This window comes from Spirosoma harenae, assembly GCF_054776975.1.
Genome location: NZ_BAAHBD010000008.1, coordinates 945,918 through 962,342 on the forward strand (window position 1 = coordinate 945,918; position 16,425 = coordinate 962,342).

15 protein-coding genes are annotated in these 16,425 nt (G+C 44.6%); 7 read left to right on the forward strand and 8 right to left on the reverse strand.

The features are described from left to right. Nucleotides 1-20: 20 nt before the first annotated feature. From ACYVE4_RS12330 to ACYVE4_RS12340, 3 genes are all read right to left on the reverse strand, one after another. On the reverse strand, nt 21-1,235 hold the full coding sequence (locus tag ACYVE4_RS12330) for a DUF6786 family protein (RefSeq protein ID WP_461040209.1): 1,215 nt from the start codon (nt 1,233-1,235) through the stop codon (nt 21-23). Between the two features lie 83 nt (nt 1,236-1,318). Then, nucleotides 1,319-1,648, reverse strand: coding sequence for a nucleotide pyrophosphohydrolase (locus tag ACYVE4_RS12335; RefSeq protein WP_461040210.1), 330 nt, complete (start codon nt 1,646-1,648; stop codon nt 1,319-1,321). Between the two features lie 30 nt (nt 1,649-1,678). Beyond that, nucleotides 1,679-2,914 (reverse strand): M16 family metallopeptidase, encoded by a 1,236-nt coding sequence (locus tag ACYVE4_RS12340; RefSeq protein WP_461040211.1) that lies wholly within the window; start codon nt 2,912-2,914, stop codon nt 1,679-1,681. 30 nt (nt 2,915-2,944) lie between these two features. Between ACYVE4_RS12340 and ACYVE4_RS12345 the strand changes: the two genes are divergently transcribed. Together ACYVE4_RS12345 and ACYVE4_RS12350 are read left to right on the forward strand one after the other, a co-directional pair. Then, nucleotides 2,945-3,997: a glycosyltransferase family 9 protein gene (locus ACYVE4_RS12345; RefSeq protein ID WP_461040213.1), complete on the forward strand. Its 1,053-nt coding sequence runs from the start codon at nt 2,945-2,947 to the stop codon at nt 3,995-3,997. A gap of 324 nt (nt 3,998-4,321) precedes the next feature. After that, the gene (locus ACYVE4_RS12350; RefSeq protein ID WP_461040214.1) at nt 4,322-5,461 is read left to right on the forward strand and encodes a pyridoxal phosphate-dependent aminotransferase; all 1,140 of its coding nucleotides are present in this window, start codon (nt 4,322-4,324) and stop codon (nt 5,459-5,461) included. Nucleotides 5,462-5,552: 91 nt separating this feature from the next. On the opposite strand, the gene ACYVE4_RS12355 is transcribed toward ACYVE4_RS12350, so the two are convergent. The 4 genes from ACYVE4_RS12355 to ACYVE4_RS12370 form a co-directional block, all read right to left on the reverse strand. Next, nucleotides 5,553-6,476: a hypothetical protein gene (locus ACYVE4_RS12355; RefSeq protein ID WP_461040216.1), complete on the reverse strand. Its 924-nt coding sequence runs from the start codon at nt 6,474-6,476 to the stop codon at nt 5,553-5,555. Between the two features lie 319 nt (nt 6,477-6,795). Further along, nucleotides 6,796-8,037 (reverse strand): MFS transporter, encoded by a 1,242-nt coding sequence (locus tag ACYVE4_RS12360; protein ID WP_461040217.1) that lies wholly within the window; start codon nt 8,035-8,037, stop codon nt 6,796-6,798. A gap of 119 nt (nt 8,038-8,156) precedes the next feature. Next, the gene (locus ACYVE4_RS12365; protein WP_461040219.1) at nt 8,157-9,866 is read right to left on the reverse strand and encodes a hypothetical protein; all 1,710 of its coding nucleotides are present in this window, start codon (nt 9,864-9,866) and stop codon (nt 8,157-8,159) included. A 34-nt stretch (nt 9,867-9,900) separates the two neighbouring features. Next, on the reverse strand, nt 9,901-10,614 hold the full coding sequence (locus ACYVE4_RS12370; protein WP_461040221.1) for a hypothetical protein: 714 nt from the start codon (nt 10,612-10,614) through the stop codon (nt 9,901-9,903). A gap of 338 nt (nt 10,615-10,952) precedes the next feature. Here ACYVE4_RS12370 and aroB point away from each other — a divergent pair, with 338 nt between their 5' ends. Both aroB and ACYVE4_RS12380 read left to right on the forward strand, forming a co-directional pair. Next, nucleotides 10,953-11,993, forward strand: a complete 1,041-nt coding sequence (gene aroB, locus ACYVE4_RS12375) for a 3-dehydroquinate synthase (protein WP_461040222.1) — start codon at nt 10,953-10,955, stop codon at nt 11,991-11,993. A 121-nt stretch (nt 11,994-12,114) separates the two neighbouring features. Continuing rightward, on the forward strand, nt 12,115-12,648 hold the full coding sequence (locus ACYVE4_RS12380) for a DUF4136 domain-containing protein (RefSeq protein WP_461040223.1): 534 nt from the start codon (nt 12,115-12,117) through the stop codon (nt 12,646-12,648). Between the two features lie 81 nt (nt 12,649-12,729). Here ACYVE4_RS12380 and gldA read toward each other — a convergent pair whose 3' ends face one another. Then, complete coding sequence (gene gldA / locus ACYVE4_RS12385) at nt 12,730-13,647, reverse strand: gliding motility-associated ABC transporter ATP-binding subunit GldA (protein WP_461040224.1); 918 nt, start codon at nt 13,645-13,647, stop codon at nt 12,730-12,732. 109 nt (nt 13,648-13,756) lie between these two features. On the opposite strand from gldA, the gene ACYVE4_RS12390 reads away from it, so the two are divergent. The 3 genes from ACYVE4_RS12390 to ACYVE4_RS12400 all read left to right on the forward strand — a co-directional run bounded on the left by ACYVE4_RS12390 (nt 13,757) and on the right by ACYVE4_RS12400 (nt 16,422). Continuing rightward, nucleotides 13,757-14,176, forward strand: a complete 420-nt coding sequence (locus ACYVE4_RS12390) for an LIC_13387 family protein (protein WP_461040391.1) — start codon at nt 13,757-13,759, stop codon at nt 14,174-14,176. Nucleotides 14,177-14,223: 47 nt separating this feature from the next. Continuing rightward, nucleotides 14,224-14,646, forward strand: a complete 423-nt coding sequence (locus tag ACYVE4_RS12395; RefSeq protein ID WP_461040226.1) for a hypothetical protein — start codon at nt 14,224-14,226, stop codon at nt 14,644-14,646. A gap of 105 nt (nt 14,647-14,751) precedes the next feature. Next, nucleotides 14,752-16,422: an amino acid permease gene (locus ACYVE4_RS12400; protein WP_461040228.1), complete on the forward strand. Its 1,671-nt coding sequence runs from the start codon at nt 14,752-14,754 to the stop codon at nt 16,420-16,422. The last annotated feature ends 3 nt before the right edge of the window (nt 16,423-16,425 follow it).

Consider the following 16,425-nt stretch of genomic DNA (forward strand, 5'->3'; position numbering starts at 1 on the left):
AACCAAAATCCTCCAACAAATTATTTAATGTCCTCCAGACCTGCGTGCAACAAGCGTTCGGACAATTGATTGAGAAGTTGCTCTGGACCCTGTACGTGAAAAGTCGTATGGCGATGCCGTTGTTTGGCTCCAGGAGCGAGGCTGGCGGCTGGCGACGAAGATTCCAATTCATAAAAACGGCCCATTTGCGGCTGACCGGGTTTCATGGGGCCATCATTGTAGGCGTTCAACACATCACCACTGAAGGGTTCTTTCTGAATTTCCCAGGCTGAATTTACATACTGATGATCGCTAGGGTTGAAATCATAAGTGACCAGCGTCAGTGTTTTGGTGGCAGGATCGTAGCTACCAATCCAGTTCGTAGCCCGTGCGGGTGAAACGCCAATTTTACTTCGGTAATTCGCGTCGGCTTTGAAGAAAGCTGCCGTTTTGCCCATCCGCAACCGATCGGCCGGGACTTTCCCAAAATAAGCATCATTAACAGGCTGCCCCATCCCTTCCCGATAGGGAACAACAATGGTCGTAGTAGGTGCCGCATTCATCATACCCAATATCCAGATGGACAGCATTCCCGTTTCGGCTGTCCAGGGCTGACTTCCCTGATTTTCAATACTGTTATCAGACTGAACACCAACTACTCTCAGAGAATCTGTGTCAATCGCTAGTTGCTGTTTTATAGCAGTTTTATCCAATAAACGAACTGTCCGTTCAATACCGATGTCGAAACGATTGCCCGAATAGTTGGTTACGGAAAATTTACGGGTAAATGTTGCTGAAGTCTTGTTCGTATCAGCAACCGCGAACGGCTCAGAGTCAATAGCGGCTGGTGTCTGCCAATGATCACCATCGAATGGGTCGCCTTTTTTGAAATACAAGGCAAATTGTCCGCCTTCTGGCCCCAGCCAGAAACGGTCTTCCCCCCCGAACGCATTCATGTGCGGAAGCAATTTTCCTGATTGGATCAATTCGTAATTGATCCAGCCATAACTGGCCTGACCATCGGCCGTAGTCGTCATGACGCGCCCTTGATAGGCCGGACAGATCAGCGCACGAGCGTCGCCAAGTTGCAATTCAATAAGGTCAGGATGATGCTTTTGTAAAAACTGTCGGTCTTTATCGTACATACTTGTAGTTTCTGACTGCGAAGTAGCTTGATTGGTAGTCTCCGTCGATGAATTCCGACCTGAACAGGCAATCAATAAACTGCTGATAAGAACTAAAAAGAGTTTGTGCATAACCAAGACCAAAAGGAAGCAATAGCATCCAAAGAATCTATGGGCGGCAATCTAATTGAGGGGCTGTAAAAAGCCAGAATCTCTTACGATTTCAGCTTTTCGTTAGCCAAATGGCGGGTCGCATCACGGATATTTTTCTTGGCCAGATTTTTCTCAAAGGCTTCAGTCAAATCAATCCCCGTTTGATTGGCCAGGCAAATGAGAACAAATAATACATCCGCCATTTCATCACCAAGATCTTTCTGCTTATCCGACTCTTTCTCTGATTGCTCTCCGTAACGCCGGGCAATAATTCGGGCTACTTCACCCACTTCCTCAGTCAACATAGCCATATTGGTCAGTTCATTAAAATAACGAACACCAACTGTCTTGATCCACTCATCAACCGTAGTTTGGGCGTCTTTGATAGTCATAAAAGTCGATAGTCGATAGCTGCTATCGACTCATTTTTCCGGTACAAACGTGAGCGAACTGAATTGCATTTCGTCGAAGGCTTCCTGTGCCAGTGTTTGCAGTTGCTCAGACGTTACGGCCTTAATGTCGTGGAATATATCCGTTAATGCTTCAACACGATTAATGTCGAGCAGACTTTTGGCCATCATGAGCATGAAACTATTGTTGCTCTCTTCCGCCATCGCCAACTGCCCAATCAATTGCTCTTTGGTTTGATGAAGTTGTAGCGTCGTAAGGGGTTGCTCCCGTAATCGCTTCAATTCCCCCATAATCAGCGAATGTGCCTTATCTACCTTTTTCGGGTCTGTTCCGAAATAAATCCCTAAAAATCCGGTATCCAGATACGGGGTATAATTCGCATCGATCGAATAAACCAAGCCGTATTTTTCGCGCAGATTCAGGTTCAACCGGGAGTTCATGCCAGGACCACCAAGTAGGTTGATTAGCATGAAAAAAGGAAGCCGTCGTGCATCAGTTAACGCATAGGCTGGTCGGCCAATAGCGCACTGTGCCTGTGTAATGGGCCGCTCAACCCGTGTGTGGCGAGGTACGTAATCCGTAGGTGTTTTACGCTGACGAGTTGAATACTGTGCAGGTACGTCGCGAAAATATTTTTCGGCAACTTTTACAACCTGTTTAAAAGGCAACTTACTAACCGACGCAAAAACAATTCGACTGGTATCGTAATTCTCAGCAATAAATCGTTGCAGATCTGCCCTCTGAAAAGAACCTACCGTTTCGGTCGTACCGAGAATATTGCCACCAAGCGAATGGTTTGGGAATACCAGTTCGTCGAAATCATCCTGAATAGCATCTTCGGGCGAATCATAATACATGGCCATTTCTTCCAGAATAACACCCCGTTCACGTTCGATCTGCTTCTCGGGAAAAATGGAATGAAATGTGATATCGGCCAGTAATTCAGTGGCTTTTTCAAAATGCGCGTCTAATACCGAGGCATGAAAGCAAACTTTCTCTTTGGTTGTGTAGGCATTTAATTCGCCCCCGACGGTTTCCAGACGGGTGATTATATGGTACGATTTACGCTTTTCCGTACCTTTGAAGGCCATGTGCTCCCAGAAATGGGCCAATCCCTGCTGATGCGGCTGCTCGTCGCGACTACCAATGTCGAGCATAATTCCACAGTGAGCAATCTGCGTATGTGGTATTTGTTTATGCGCAATCCGAATTCCGTTGGGTAAAGTATATACTTCGTAATCTTCCATTTTAACTAAATTGACGCTGTAAGCGTACTGATGATAACCCCAACCAATCGGCCCCGGTTCCTGATCGTCCAAACTGCCTTCATCGGCGATGTGATCCTGGCGACTGCTCTAGTCGAGCAGGTCCATAGGGTCTATCCTGAAGCCGTTTTGGATATACTGGTACGAAAAGGGAATGAAGGCCTATTAGCGAATCACCCATTTCTGAACGAAGTATTGATCTGGCACAAAAAAGGATCTGGGGGTGCGTTCGCCAAATATCGGGATTTATGGCGACTGTTACGAATCGTTCGCAGCCGGAAATATGATGCGGTGCTTAATCTGCAACGATTCGGAACTATGGGATTGCTTACGGCTCTATCAGAAGCAGCCGTTACTATTGGTTTTACTAAAAACCCATTTTCCCGATTTTTTACGGCTCAGGTAGAGCATCGGTTTGAACCGGGGCTGCATGAAGTTGACCGTAATGCAGGCATTCTAAATGCTTTGCAAAACACGAATCGGTTCCCTTTTGTATCTTCTGAGATTAAAGTACCTATCCGTCCAAAACTCTATCCGTCAGAAGCTGATTATGAAGCCATACGTACGTATAAGGGTCAACCGTATGTATGCATAGCCCCTATGTCGGTCTGGTTTACAAAGCAATATCCGGCCGAACGTTGGGCGGAGTTGATTCAGGCATTACCCGAACATATTCGGGTCTATTTACTGGGCGCACCAACCGACTCAGCGGCCTGCGAAACGATCCGAACACGTTCAGGCCGAGAAGGATCAGTAATCAATCTGGCGGGGAAATTGACTCTGCTCCAATCGGCGGCTTTACAACAGGAAGCCATGATGAATTATGTAAATGATTCAGCGCCCTTACATCTGTGCTCAGCAATGAATGCTCCCACCACAGCTGTTTTCTGTTCGACAATACCAGAGTTTGGCTTTGGCCCACTGGCCGACGGCTCGCGAGTTGTCCAGACTTCAGAATATCTTGATTGCAAACCTTGTAATCTGCATGGCCGAAAGGCATGTCCGTTGGGCCATTTCCGGTGCGCCTGGAGTATTTCAGTAGAGGAATTAGCCCGATTAGATTGATTGCATTTCCAGTCCTCGAAAAGGAGTCAGACCGTTTATAACTAGTCAGACTTTCAGTCACTTGCCTTTTTTTATACGTAAAAAGGGGCCACCACTATCTATTCATTATATTTTATTCTTAAAAAATTGCACTATATAGAACATTATATGATTTCAGTTTAAATAGTTAAAATATTATTTGCGAAAACAAGTCATATAGGCGTATTTTTGATCTGTTCGCAATCATATAGCAGAACAAATGGCCATAAACTGTATTTCATTTTTATGGACCATAAAGTCTCTAAAAAAAACCTTCATCCGTTGTCATCGCAATCAAACTGATCTATGTCTATCAACCGTCGAGACTGGCTCCGGGCCAGTATGTTGTCTGGCCTTAGTCTGGCCGCTGCACCAGCCGCCTTCTGCGAACCTGCGCCCGAAATGCCAGTGGGCTACAAAGCTCCGAAAGGACCATTGAAAGCCCGCTTATCGGCCAACGAGAATCCATACGGTCCGTCGCCGAAAGTACTCAAAACCATTGCTGAAGCCGCTCCAGATGGTTATCTCTATGCGATGGAGTACGCCAGAAAGTTTCGGAAACTGGTTGCCGATACGGAAGGGGTTCCCGAAGACTATATTTTATTGGGTGCAGGCTCAGGCGAATTGCTGACGGCGGCTTCGCTATGGGCAGCTTACCGTCCCAATGCGGGTCGTACAATTGTGGCTCCTGATCCAACATTTGATGCGTTACCCCGCGCTGCTATCAAACACGGCATTACGATTGATCGTGTCCCTCTGGTAGCGGCCGATGGTTATGATATAAACCTGAATAAATTAGCCAGTCGTGTTAACGCGCAGACGGGTATGGTTTATCTCTGCAATCCAAATAACCCGACGGCTATTATCGTAGATCCGTCCAAGCTGCGGGCATTCTGCGAATCAGTTGGTGCCAAAACGCCAATTCTGGTCGACGAAGCTTATATCGATTATACGCCAGATCCGAAAAATTATAGTATGGTAGACATGGTGAAAAAAGGCAGCAATGTGATCATCACGAAAACCTTCTCGAAAGTGCATGGCTTTGCTGGTTTACGGACAGGCTACATGATTGCTAAGCCTGAGTTGCTGGAAGAAATCAGCAAATTCGCTACGGGTGGTGGCTGTATTAGTATGACGACCCTACGGGCAGCCATGGTTAGTTTGCAGGATAAGGAGTTTATCAATTATTCGCTTGGCAAAGCGAAAGAATCGAAAGATTTCTTGTTGGGCGTCCTGAAACAAACAAACTATGAACCACTACCATCGGGTGCCAACTTCGTGATGTTCCCGATTCGGATGAAGGGTGAAGATTTCGTCGGCCGGATGATGGAACAGGGCGTAAGTATCCGTCAATGGAAATTCGACGGTCAGTACTGGTGCCGTGTTAGCCTGGGCACAATTGATCAAATGAAAGCCTTCGCCGATGTGCTGAAAGTGATCTCGTAAGAGATAGAATCCTTCCTCTTTTTTTAATACTGCAATAGGTGGCTTATTGAGACACCTATTGCTTTTATACAGTCAACTGCCGATCCGATCTTTATTGCTGATTAGGCTCTATTTGAATTACATTGTAATTATAACTGTCTTTCCAGCCATAACCTGCACTAACAATGATACTGCGTTCGATAACCTGATTGTCCTCATTCAAAGAGTAACCTGTCGACCAATCAGCATTTGTCGTATTTGTATCTATATGATGCTGCTGGTAGCGTTTGGGAAGGTGGGTGCGGAACCGGCCAAAGATTGGCAGAAATTCATTCACGTAAGGCAAATTCCAGGGATTCAAGTCACTTTTATCAGGAATTAGCCCTTGCAAGGGTAATTCACCGGGTTTAGTGGATAGCAGATTAGCAGCGTAAAGTCCTGGTTTGTCGTAATAATAGAGCTGCTCAAAATTGCTCATGTTCAGGCTTTTAAACAGATCACCATTATTATTGTAAATAAATGACGCTTCTATATCTGCTCCATGTTTGATTTTTTCCAACTTTCCAGTACCCGTATAATAATAATCTAATTCTTTCTGACCGTAAGACAGTCCGTCTTTGTCGAAGTAGCTCACTAACGCCTGGTAGCACCGGCCGCTGGCATTCAGCTTATAAATCCATTCGGTTTGTTTACGAACGACACCGGCTGTATCTGCAACAAAAACAGTTGAGGTAATCGTGTTATTGCCATATACGAAGTCGAATCGTTTACCAGACAATGTTACACGCGTTAGCTTGCCTTCGCGGCTGTACTGAAAGATGGTTTCGTTGGTATTTCCATTCGAGTGCACTTTGTTTATTTTCATCAACCGATACTGCTTACGTCCCAGCGCATTGATGCTGGCAATTTCGCTATCGGTTGGATTAGCGGCTGGTACAAGCGGCTCCACTAACTGGTTTTTATCACAGGAAACTAATCCCGTACAGGCACTCAGACTTACAAAAGCAATAGCACACGATTTCACTAATTTGTTCATTGTATTTGTCGTTTATTGGTTTTGATTAATTGACCGCAACAAAGGTATGGCGGTCAAAATCGTCCGGCGACGCACAATCAACAATGAGTAGAAATGGGTTAATGAATAACACAAATGAGCGGATAGCTTTCAATAAAATAGCACTATTCTAATTTACCAACTTTTCAAGAAGGTTAGAAACTATAAGGCTGAATGAGCTGATAATTAGCATACTGATAAAAAATCGGCCAATAAAGCTCATTTTTACCAATTAGTGTAGAGATTGCTAATGAAATAAGACGTATAGTTTTTATTTAACGGTTGGATTTTCCGATGATGCTTACTTTATCGATACAGGCTTTGTGGGATCAATGCGCAACCAGAGTAAGGAGCTAACCAGCAGACAACCAGCTATCATAAATAGTGGATAATTGAAGTTCTTCGTCTGCTCGACAATGATGCCAAACAGAATGGTAATGAAAAAACCACCTAATTGTCCAGCAAAATTCATCGAACCAGCAACGGTACCGGCATTTCGTTGCCCAATATCGACACACACGGCAAAAGCCACTGGCAGGGCCAGGTCTTTCATCAAGACACAAATCGCCAGTAAATAGCCTGCCGTTTGGTTATCAGTAGCCAATCCGGCCAGCAGAAAAAACAAACTCGACAACCCTAGGCCTCCAACTCCGACCACACGTCGACCTATTTTTAGCCCATAACGTTTGGTCAAAATATCACTCAATCCTCCTCCTACCAGGCAACCGATTGCGCCTAGAAAATAGGACAGGGAAATAAAATTTTTCGTTTCGTCTTCGCTAAGACCACGCCCCTCCTGAAAGTAAACCGACGACCAATTGGTAAAAAAGTACGATCCATAGAAAAACAGATGGCACATCAGCATAAGCGCCCACAAATCAGGGTTGCGGATAATGGTCGTCCAGGGAATGCTATGGTCGGTGTGCCTCACCGTACGTCCTGCTTCTATTTCCAGCACTTCCCCCTGACTAATTCCCTCTTTTTCAGCCGGTTCATCCCGAAACCATATATACCAGCCGATAGCCCACATCACACCCACAATGCCTAAAATAGCAAACGCCCACCGCCAACCAGCCCAGTGAACTAATGGAATTACCAGCAAAGGGGTCAACGCTCCGCCCAATCGTCCGGCGGCCCAAATAACCGACTGAGCCCGACCAATTTCGACCGCCGGAAACCAACGGGCAATCACAATGGAGGCATTCGGATAAGCGCCTGCTTCACCGGCACCAAACAGAAATCGAACAATCAGGAGATAGAGAAAATTGAACGCAGTACCAGTAAGTGCCGTAAACCCCGACCACCATAACACTACGCGAGTCAATATACGTCGTGGCCCAACACTATCACCGAGTGAACCTGTCGGAATTTCAAATAATGCATAGGAGAGCGAGAAAGCGCCCAAAATCCAGCCAAATTGCTGATTGTTAAGGTGTAAATCGTCTTTAACGTATTTACTGACAACGTTCATGCAAACGCGGTCGAGGTAGGTAATGGTAGAGAGAAGGAATAAAACAGACAGAACACGGTAGCGAACCTTCATAAAACAAAAAGAAAGGTTTAGATTTTAAGCGAAGTAAGCGAAAAGATTGCCGTCAACTTCTAAAAATCGAATCCTTTCTTTTTAATTCATTCCATCAAAGCCAATTAATGACCTTGCTTCTATTTACAAACCTGCGTGTTCGCCTTTAATATGTAGTTCAACGTCTGTTCTGAATCTGTTTCTCCGGTTGTAAACTCCTCACAAAAAGCACCTTGATTATAAACACAAGCCTTGTATTTTGTATTTTTTGCCAATCCGGTGAAGGTACCCACGCCATTTTCAAACTGTGCATACAGCCCAAAGCCTTGCACAGTTACTGCTGAATTGTCTAGAGGTGTGACAAAGGCTGTAATTCCAGAAGGGTTTATCGATAGATTCTTACCATTCTCGCATTTAGCCTGGATCGTGAATTTTGCCTTCAGGCCCGGCTTGTAAGGTTTCTGAATTTGTAAATACTTAAAATCCATGCCTCCCATTAACGTAAAATTGGCGGTAAAATCCTCAGTATATAATACCTCACCTGAAGCCGATGTTATTGTAATCGTGTAGCCATTGTTGGGCGCTGTCATTCCTATCGGATTATAAGTAGGAACAGACGTGTCAAAGTGATGACTATACGACCCATCCGCCATCTCGGAACTAAGTTCCCCTGTAGCACCGAAAACCAAGGTACCATTCTTGTTGGTAATACGCCAGGTAATTGGGAAACCTTTGGGATAGCCGACATTACCGGCAACAGTAACCTGAAACATATATGTCGAACTAGTAGGCGTATCGCATTCAACCGCGTAGTACGATAAGTGTGTAATTGGCGCTTTAACAACCAGCTTTCCGCCTTGCTGCTCAACGGCAACACTACGCTCATATGTCCAAACACCTGTTTTCTCGTTGTAGCTATAAACAGCCATCTTATCCCCTACTTTCACAGGTTGATTGGTTGACGGATTGATGGTTGTGGATGGCACGCTCATTTCAATCTGAACAGGCTGGCTAAATGTGCTCACCTGCTGGCCATTGCTTCCTGTCATGTCAATCGCCACAAAACCAACAGGTTGAAACACCTTTCTCACGTCGGTTTTACCTGATGCATCTTTCGCTATAGTCGTTACCAGTCCACCTGGAAACAGATTCGAAACCTGCTCATTCTGCCCTGCATAAGCTACAACCGACATTTTTATATTCCCTACAATGGGTTGTCCTTTTTCATCTTTAAGCACAGTATTGGCAGGAAGCGATAAGGTTGTTTGTACAGGCGTTGCGATACCATTAGCAGACGTCGTTACCTCAATGGACTTACTGGCCGCCAGTGCTCCTGTTGATGTAGCAGCTACCGTTGACTCTACGGCTCCAACTCCATTCGGCACAGCATCTGTTTTTACTAAACGGATGACGAAAGGAGCATTTGACTCGCTCATTAGGGTTAAATTCGTACTGGAGGATACATACCCTTCTGCATCGACAATAACACGCAGTTCGGCAGGGGCTGTTTTTGTTGGAATATTACCTTTCAAGCCAATAAACAGATCTCCTTTGGGAGCCGTATAGGAAGTAACTGCTTTCCCTTCAAAGGTAATTGTTCGGCTCGCATCCTTGCCTAGTATAGAAATCTGGATAGGAACCTCTAGCGGCATACCTGTTTTGGCATCAACGACTAAACCCTGAATCTGCGTTTTAGCCGGTTGATAATTGAGTTTGAAAACGACCCCATTTAGTGGATCTATATTCTGAATATCTTTTATATCCTGACAACCAACGATCAGGCCTAAGGCAGTTGAAATAGAGAGCGCCTTTAGAAAAGGACGACGTGAATTGCGTAACGATGTTTTCATGATACGATAGGGATTCATTAAATAAGAGGTATGGTTATAGTTTATAAGAAAGACCCAAATTGATGACTGGGTAATATTTGAGAGGCTTCAGGTTATTCTGAATCACAGCTCCCTGATCGGACGAGGGTTCCAGCATGCCGGTTGTTTGAAACGTAATCTGGGGAGATTGCTGGTAGAAAAATCCAATATCGAACATGAATTTGAGTCGACGACGGGTATATGGATTCCCGAATCCTAATCCCACATAAGGAGCAACGCGATTAAAATCAGCTTTACCATCCAAGGTTCCGACCTCGTCAACGGTGAAGGTTATATCGTTAAGTTTTACGTCTTTCGTCGGTTTACCAAAAAACGAAATCTGATTCAGATTATAGAACACTCCGCCCGTAACCCGAACACCCGTTTGTTTAAATGGATAGTAATCCACTAACAGATTGACGGTTTGTAATTTGACTTTGTAGTCGAAGCCAATCTGTAGGTCATCCGAATCTTTACCACTTTTCAGCTTATCGGAATAGTTGAACAAATTAGCACCAAGCCGGGCAGCTAATTGACGATTGATTGAGTACCCAACGGCAACTCCTCCACCAGCCGAGCCAAGCGAGGCCATTACAGCAAATCCAGGGCGATAAAGTGGTAAGGGTTTGGGAGATTGAGAAGCGACTGCTGAGCCATTGGTCAACGAGTCGGATTGGGCGTACAGCACGCATGGCGTAGCCAGGGAAAGCGCAAGTAATATGTGCTTCATACAGGAAGGTGAACGAAAAACTGGTGTGTAATAGAAAAATTTACTATTAAACATAAGGATAATTACTTGATAATCAGATAGCCACTTTATTATAAGGCGATAACTAAAAAATGCCATATGCTTTCTATATAAAATTACAAAGCACTGATTTGCAGATAGTTACAATTCAAATACCAATAGGTACATAGTAAGTAGATATACTCCTGCGGTTTTTGACCAGGGAATTACGAAACCGGATTTAGCGGCCTGTGGGAAACACGGCAAATTCAATCGAGATTTGTGTGCTAACTGCGTTTTATATATGCAACAGAGAACGGCAGTTTCCGTACTTTTACACCATGTCAACAGTAGCCATTGCTCCGATTTCCGAAAGCCTACCTGCTTTCCTTGAGTCTTACGATTTTTCGGCCATTGCCGTCATCGCTGATAATCATACCTATCGTTTTTGTTATCCTGAATTGAAAGCAGTCTTACCCAAACATACCGTCATCCGGGTTAAGGCGGGGGAAGAGCAAAAACACATTGCCACTTGCGAATTAATTTGGGATTCACTGACGCGGGCCAATTTTGACCGACATGCACTTGTGCTCAATCTCGGCGGAGGAGTTATTGGCGACATGGGTGGCTTTTGCGCAGCTACGTACAAACGCGGAATCGCCTTTGCTCAACTACCCACCACCCTGCTCGCTCAGGTAGACGCCAGTGTAGGCGGCAAACTCGGCATCGACTTTAATGGACTTAAAAATCATATTGGGGTGTTTCAACAGCCAAATACTGTTTTAATTGATCCAACGTTTTTGGCAACTCTTCCCGAACGTGAACTCCGGTCAGGTTTTGCAGAAATTATCAAACATTGTCTGATTGCCGATGCGTCGATGTGGGACCAGATTCGTCGGCGTGATCTCGATGAGCAGGACTGGAGTACGTTGGTTGCTCATTCGGTAACCGTCAAACAACGTATTGTGGAGCAGGACCCCACCGAAAAGGGGTTACGCAAAATTCTCAACTTTGGTCATACGTTGGGTCATGCCGTTGAAACCTACTTTTTAAACCAGCCCCGCAAGCGCCTTTTACACGGCGAAGCCATTGCAGTAGGCATGGTTGCGGAGGCATTTATCGCGTTTCAAAAAAAAATGATCGATCAGGAGCTACTTACCGCAACCGAAGAGTACCTATTTTCCGTATATGGTAATGTTCGGCTAGCCGATGACGATATTGAACCCATTCTGGCATTAACGTTGCAAGACAAAAAGAATCGGGGTCGGGAAGTACGCATGGCATTGCTTGATGGGCCGGGCAGTTGCACCTTCGATGTAGTTGTAACTGGAGCCGAAATGCGTCGCGGATTAGAATTTTACCGGGGCCTAATTAAGAATTAAAATTTGGCGATACAATATTGTTTGCCAAACATTTACGATTATATTTGAGTTCGACCAGAAGTAAATCCAAGTTAATTCATTGCCTCTAATAATATAGCTCGAAAACTTTTACTAAGCACGCATGAAAACGTTCGTCGGAATTCTATTTACAATGGCCGTTATTGCTATGGCGGGTTGCTCATCCACCAGATTGTTTGTGGAGCATGATTATAGCTATGAAGGTCATTTCAAAAACTACGAATCATTTAATTTCCTGGAGTGTGAATTCGTTGATTCAACGCTTCTCTGCTCCGATATTCAAGACGCAATCCGACACCAGATGGAAGCCCGTGGCTATCGCGTCAGCAACCGTAGCCCTAATCTATTAATTTCCTACAACATTTTCCGATCTGATCTGCGTTTCAGAGGCTATCAACAGCCAGTGATCAAAGACTGGGTTGTGCGTGAAGATGATGATGCTACGTACAAACGCATCGATTATAATCTAGACGAAGGTACGTTAATGATTTCGCTGATCGACGCTGAGTCGTATCAGGTTATCTGGAAAGGATATGCCTCGAAAATGATGCGCAATCAGAATTTCAAGAACAACTACTTCAAAGGAATCGTCCGATCTATTTTCGACCAATATCCGCTGATGGCGTCAGCAAAATAGTCGTTAGCCGTAAAAAATTAGTCGTCAGTCAATAGCTACCAACGTCAGTAACTGGCGTCTCGTGCCTATCGACTGACGACTTCATTTTGTTAGTTCCTTAAAGATTCCTTCCAGCGAATTCTCCTGTTGGCGTAACCCCACCAGGGTTAACTGATGATCGGCAGCCAGGCGAAAAATAGACGCTCGCAAATCTGTGCTGGATTTAGCCATGATGCGATACTGCCCATTGCCTAATAAGTCCACTTTTTCTACCCCAGGTAACCTCTTCAGTACATCTGAATTTTCCAATTCCTGCTCAAACTCAGCTACCACGATAATACCTTCCGTAGTTGAAGCGCTTCTTAGCTGGCTCAGCGGGCTATCAGCTACTATTTTTCCCCGATTGATTATGACAACACGGTCACAGATGGCTTCGACCTCCTGCATGATGTGCGTGGAAAACAGTACCGTTTTGTTTCGGCCAACCTCACGAATAACCTGCCTGATTTCAGCTAGCTGATTTGGATCAAGCCCGGTAGTGGGTTCGTCCAGAATTAAGACTGGCGGATTATGTAAGAGCGCTTGTGCTAATCCCACTCGCTGACGATATCCTTTTGACAACTGGCTAATCCGTTTGTGCTGTTCATGCCCTAAACCAACCAGCTCAATCATCGCAGCTATCCGTTGGCTCAGGCTGGAACCCCGCAAACCATGCAGCGACCCTGCAAATCGCAGATATTCTTTCACATACAGATCCAGATACAAGGGGTTATGTTCGGGAAGATAGCCCACACTTCGACGAACATCCATCGACTGCGTTCGAACATCGAATCCATTCACCTCTATCGTTCCTTCTGTGGGGGCTAAATAACCGGTTGCGATTTTCATCGTTGTAGATTTTCCGGCTCCATTAGGCCCAAGAAATCCGACAATCTCTCCCTGCTGTACCGTCAGCGAAATCTGATCGACAGCCCGCTGCTGATTATATACTTTCGTAAGATTCTGAACCAGTATGGACATAGTTTAATAATTCTGCTCTACATGAACGACGCCGAATACCGAATTGGCATAAGACGAAAATAAAAAGCTACTTTTAGCAATATCCACCTGTTCCTTTTACAAACCAATGATGCTAGCAAAATACCTTTGGGAAATAGGCGCACTAATTTTTGCATTCCTAGGAAGTATGCACTTATATCTTACGTTTTTAACCAATGCATTCTCGTCAAAAAATGAAAAAATGGTTGACGAAATGAAAATTTCCTCTCCCATTCTCTCTCCGAAAATAAACATGTGGAAAGCCTGGATTGGGTTCAATGGAAGTCATAGCAGTGGCGTTATGTTTATTGGGATCGTTAATTTCTATTTAGCCGTTCGCTATTTTTCCGTTTTACAATCCGATCATTTCTTCTTTCTTTCCAATATCCTGACAGTTGGCTTTTACGTTTGGGTAGCTAGAAAATATTGGTTCAACATTCCCTTTACAGGCGTATCAATCACCTTCGCTTGCTTCATCTTTTCCTATGTTTTAACTGTGTTATATAACTGATTTCCTGGAAAATAAACTCCACAATAAGTATTACTTACATTACAGGTATGAGCACAAACAAATCAGTATCAGAAAAGATGGGAATAAAACCAGGTGCGCGAGCAATATTCATCGACGCACCTGCAGAAGCAATTGAGTCCATGAATTTGCCGACTCTTGACATAGCCGAAACGTTATCCGGTGATTTCGATTTCATCCATTTATTTGCTACCGATCAGGCAACACTCCATAAGATGTTCCCAATCTTAAAAGATCATGTAAGACCTACCGGTACACTTTGGGTATCCTGGCCCAAAGCCGGAAAACTGGGTACTGACCTAAAAATAACCAAGGTGATTGAAATAGGCTATGATTACGGGCTTGTTGAAAGTAAGAATCTAAGCGTAAACGCTACCTGGACAGCTTTAAAATTCACTCATCCTAAGGAAGGGAAAACCTATAATAACAGTTACGGCAAGCTTAAGAAGTAAATTATTAACGAAGTTAGAGCCTTTCCGTACCTTTTGGATAAACGGAAAGAATGGCTATTTTTAGCGGTTTAACGTCAACAGAACCCGTTTTTCCTCTCCTGATACATGTCCGTTTTCCGTAAAAAGACCGTAACGCAAGCCATTGGAGATGCCAGTAAAGGCGACTCTTCGCACCTGATGAAAGTATTGGGCGTTCGCGATTTAACCTCGCTCGGAATAGCCGCTATTATTGGTGCGGGGATATTCAGCACCATCGGCCGAGCCAGTTTTAACGGAGGACCTGCTGTATCACTCCTGTTTGTCTTTACCGCTATTGCCTGCGTATTTACGGCCTTGAGTTATGCTCAGTTTGCCAGTACTGTCCCCGTTAGTGGCAGCGCTTATACGTATGCGTATGTATCGTTTGGAGAAATTTTTGCCTGGATAATTGGTTGGGCGTTAATTCTTGAATATGCGGTTTCGAACATGGTCGTAGCCATTTCGTGGTCCGAGTATTTTACATCGATGCTATCAGGATTTGGCATAAAATTTCCCGGTTGGCTAGCAACCGATTACGGATCAGCCCATCGTGCCTACGAACAGGTACAGGCTGCCAGACCGGCAGCAACTGCCCTCCCTGAAAACCTGCTGGCCCTGGCTAATGCCTTCAACGAAGCTCCTTCGGTAGGTGGATTGAAAATCATTATGGATGTACCGGCCGGTATGATTACCGTACTGATCACGGCACTGGTTTATATCGGTATTAAAGAATCCCGGAATGCCAGTAATCTTTTGGTAGTGCTAAAGCTTTTCGTGATTGGGCTAGTAATTAGCGTCGGCGTTTTTTACGTAAAACCCGATAACTGGTCACCATTTGCGCCAAATGGAATGAAGGGTGTGCTCAGTGGTGTAGCTTCTGTATTCTTCGCCTTTATCGGTTTCGACTCGATTTCAACGACAGCCGAAGAGTGTCGTAATCCACAACGCGATCTACCTCGCGCTATGATATACTGCCTGGTGATCTGTACGATTCTGTACGTGCTGATCACTCTGGTGTTAACAGGCATGGTTAATTTCAAGGAGCTTGGCGTCGACGATCCGTTGGCGTACGTATTCCAGAAGTTGGACCTAAACTTTATGGCTGGTATTATTTCAGTAAGTGCTGTCGTAGCTATTACGAGTGCGTTACTGGCCTATCAACTGGGGCAACCCCGTATCTGGATGACCATGAGCCGCGATGGTTTACTGTGGCCGAAATTTTCGGAAATTCATCCAAAGTTTCGCACCCCATCATTTGCGACGATCATTACTGGCATTCTAGTTGCCGTTCCTTCGCTATTTCTAGATATGCAGTTTTTTATCGATCTAACCAGCGTTGGTACTTTCTTCGCTTTTATTCTGGTTTGTGGAGGAATTCTATATCTGGATGCTAAGGGAATTTCGCAACAATCGAAGTTTCGGGTGCCTTATGTCAACGGAAAATATCTGGTTGGGGTCAGCTTTATTTTAATGATTGGCTACATTCTTTCAACAGGCGATTTTTTACCAATGATTGTCGAAAAGCCGCTTGTAGCCGTTTTCTGGATTGTCTGGGCTACGCTATCTGTCCTTGCTTTTCAGAATAATTTTTCGCTGCTTCCTATTCTGGGGATACTTACCAATCTATATTTAATGACTGAGCTTGGTGTTACTAACTGGGTTATTTTCCTTGTTTGGCTCGCCATTGGACTAGTGATTTACTTCTCGTACGGATTCCGTAAAAGTAAACTAGCCGGGAGAGAACTGGTAGAGTCATGACTT

Excerpts from the sequence above, each read along its gene's own strand:
- ACYVE4_RS12330 (WP_461040209.1), bottom strand. The coding sequence starts at position 1,235 with ATGCACAAACTCTTTTTAGTTCTTATCAGCAGTTTATTGATTGCCTGT.
- ACYVE4_RS12335 (WP_461040210.1), bottom strand. The coding sequence starts at position 1,648 with ATGACTATCAAAGACGCCCAAACTACGGTTGATGAGTGGATCAAGACA.
- ACYVE4_RS12340 (WP_461040211.1), bottom strand. The coding sequence starts at position 2,914 with ATGGAAGATTACGAAGTATATACTTTACCCAACGGAATTCGGATTGCG.
- ACYVE4_RS12345 (WP_461040213.1), top strand. The coding sequence starts at position 2,945 with ATGATAACCCCAACCAATCGGCCCCGGTTCCTGATCGTCCAAACTGCC.
- ACYVE4_RS12350 (WP_461040214.1), top strand. The coding sequence starts at position 4,322 with ATGTCTATCAACCGTCGAGACTGGCTCCGGGCCAGTATGTTGTCTGGC.
- ACYVE4_RS12355 (WP_461040216.1), bottom strand. The coding sequence starts at position 6,476 with ATGAACAAATTAGTGAAATCGTGTGCTATTGCTTTTGTAAGTCTGAGT.
- ACYVE4_RS12360 (WP_461040217.1), bottom strand. The coding sequence starts at position 8,037 with ATGAAGGTTCGCTACCGTGTTCTGTCTGTTTTATTCCTTCTCTCTACC.
- ACYVE4_RS12365 (WP_461040219.1), bottom strand. The coding sequence starts at position 9,866 with ATGAAAACATCGTTACGCAATTCACGTCGTCCTTTTCTAAAGGCGCTC.
- ACYVE4_RS12370 (WP_461040221.1), bottom strand. The coding sequence starts at position 10,614 with ATGAAGCACATATTACTTGCGCTTTCCCTGGCTACGCCATGCGTGCTG.
- aroB (WP_461040222.1), top strand. The coding sequence starts at position 10,953 with ATGTCAACAGTAGCCATTGCTCCGATTTCCGAAAGCCTACCTGCTTTC.
- ACYVE4_RS12380 (WP_461040223.1), top strand. The coding sequence starts at position 12,115 with ATGAAAACGTTCGTCGGAATTCTATTTACAATGGCCGTTATTGCTATG.
- gldA (WP_461040224.1), bottom strand. The coding sequence starts at position 13,647 with ATGTCCATACTGGTTCAGAATCTTACGAAAGTATATAATCAGCAGCGG.
- ACYVE4_RS12390 (WP_461040391.1), top strand. The coding sequence starts at position 13,757 with ATGCTAGCAAAATACCTTTGGGAAATAGGCGCACTAATTTTTGCATTC.
- ACYVE4_RS12395 (WP_461040226.1), top strand. The coding sequence starts at position 14,224 with ATGAGCACAAACAAATCAGTATCAGAAAAGATGGGAATAAAACCAGGT.
- ACYVE4_RS12400 (WP_461040228.1), top strand. The coding sequence starts at position 14,752 with ATGTCCGTTTTCCGTAAAAAGACCGTAACGCAAGCCATTGGAGATGCC.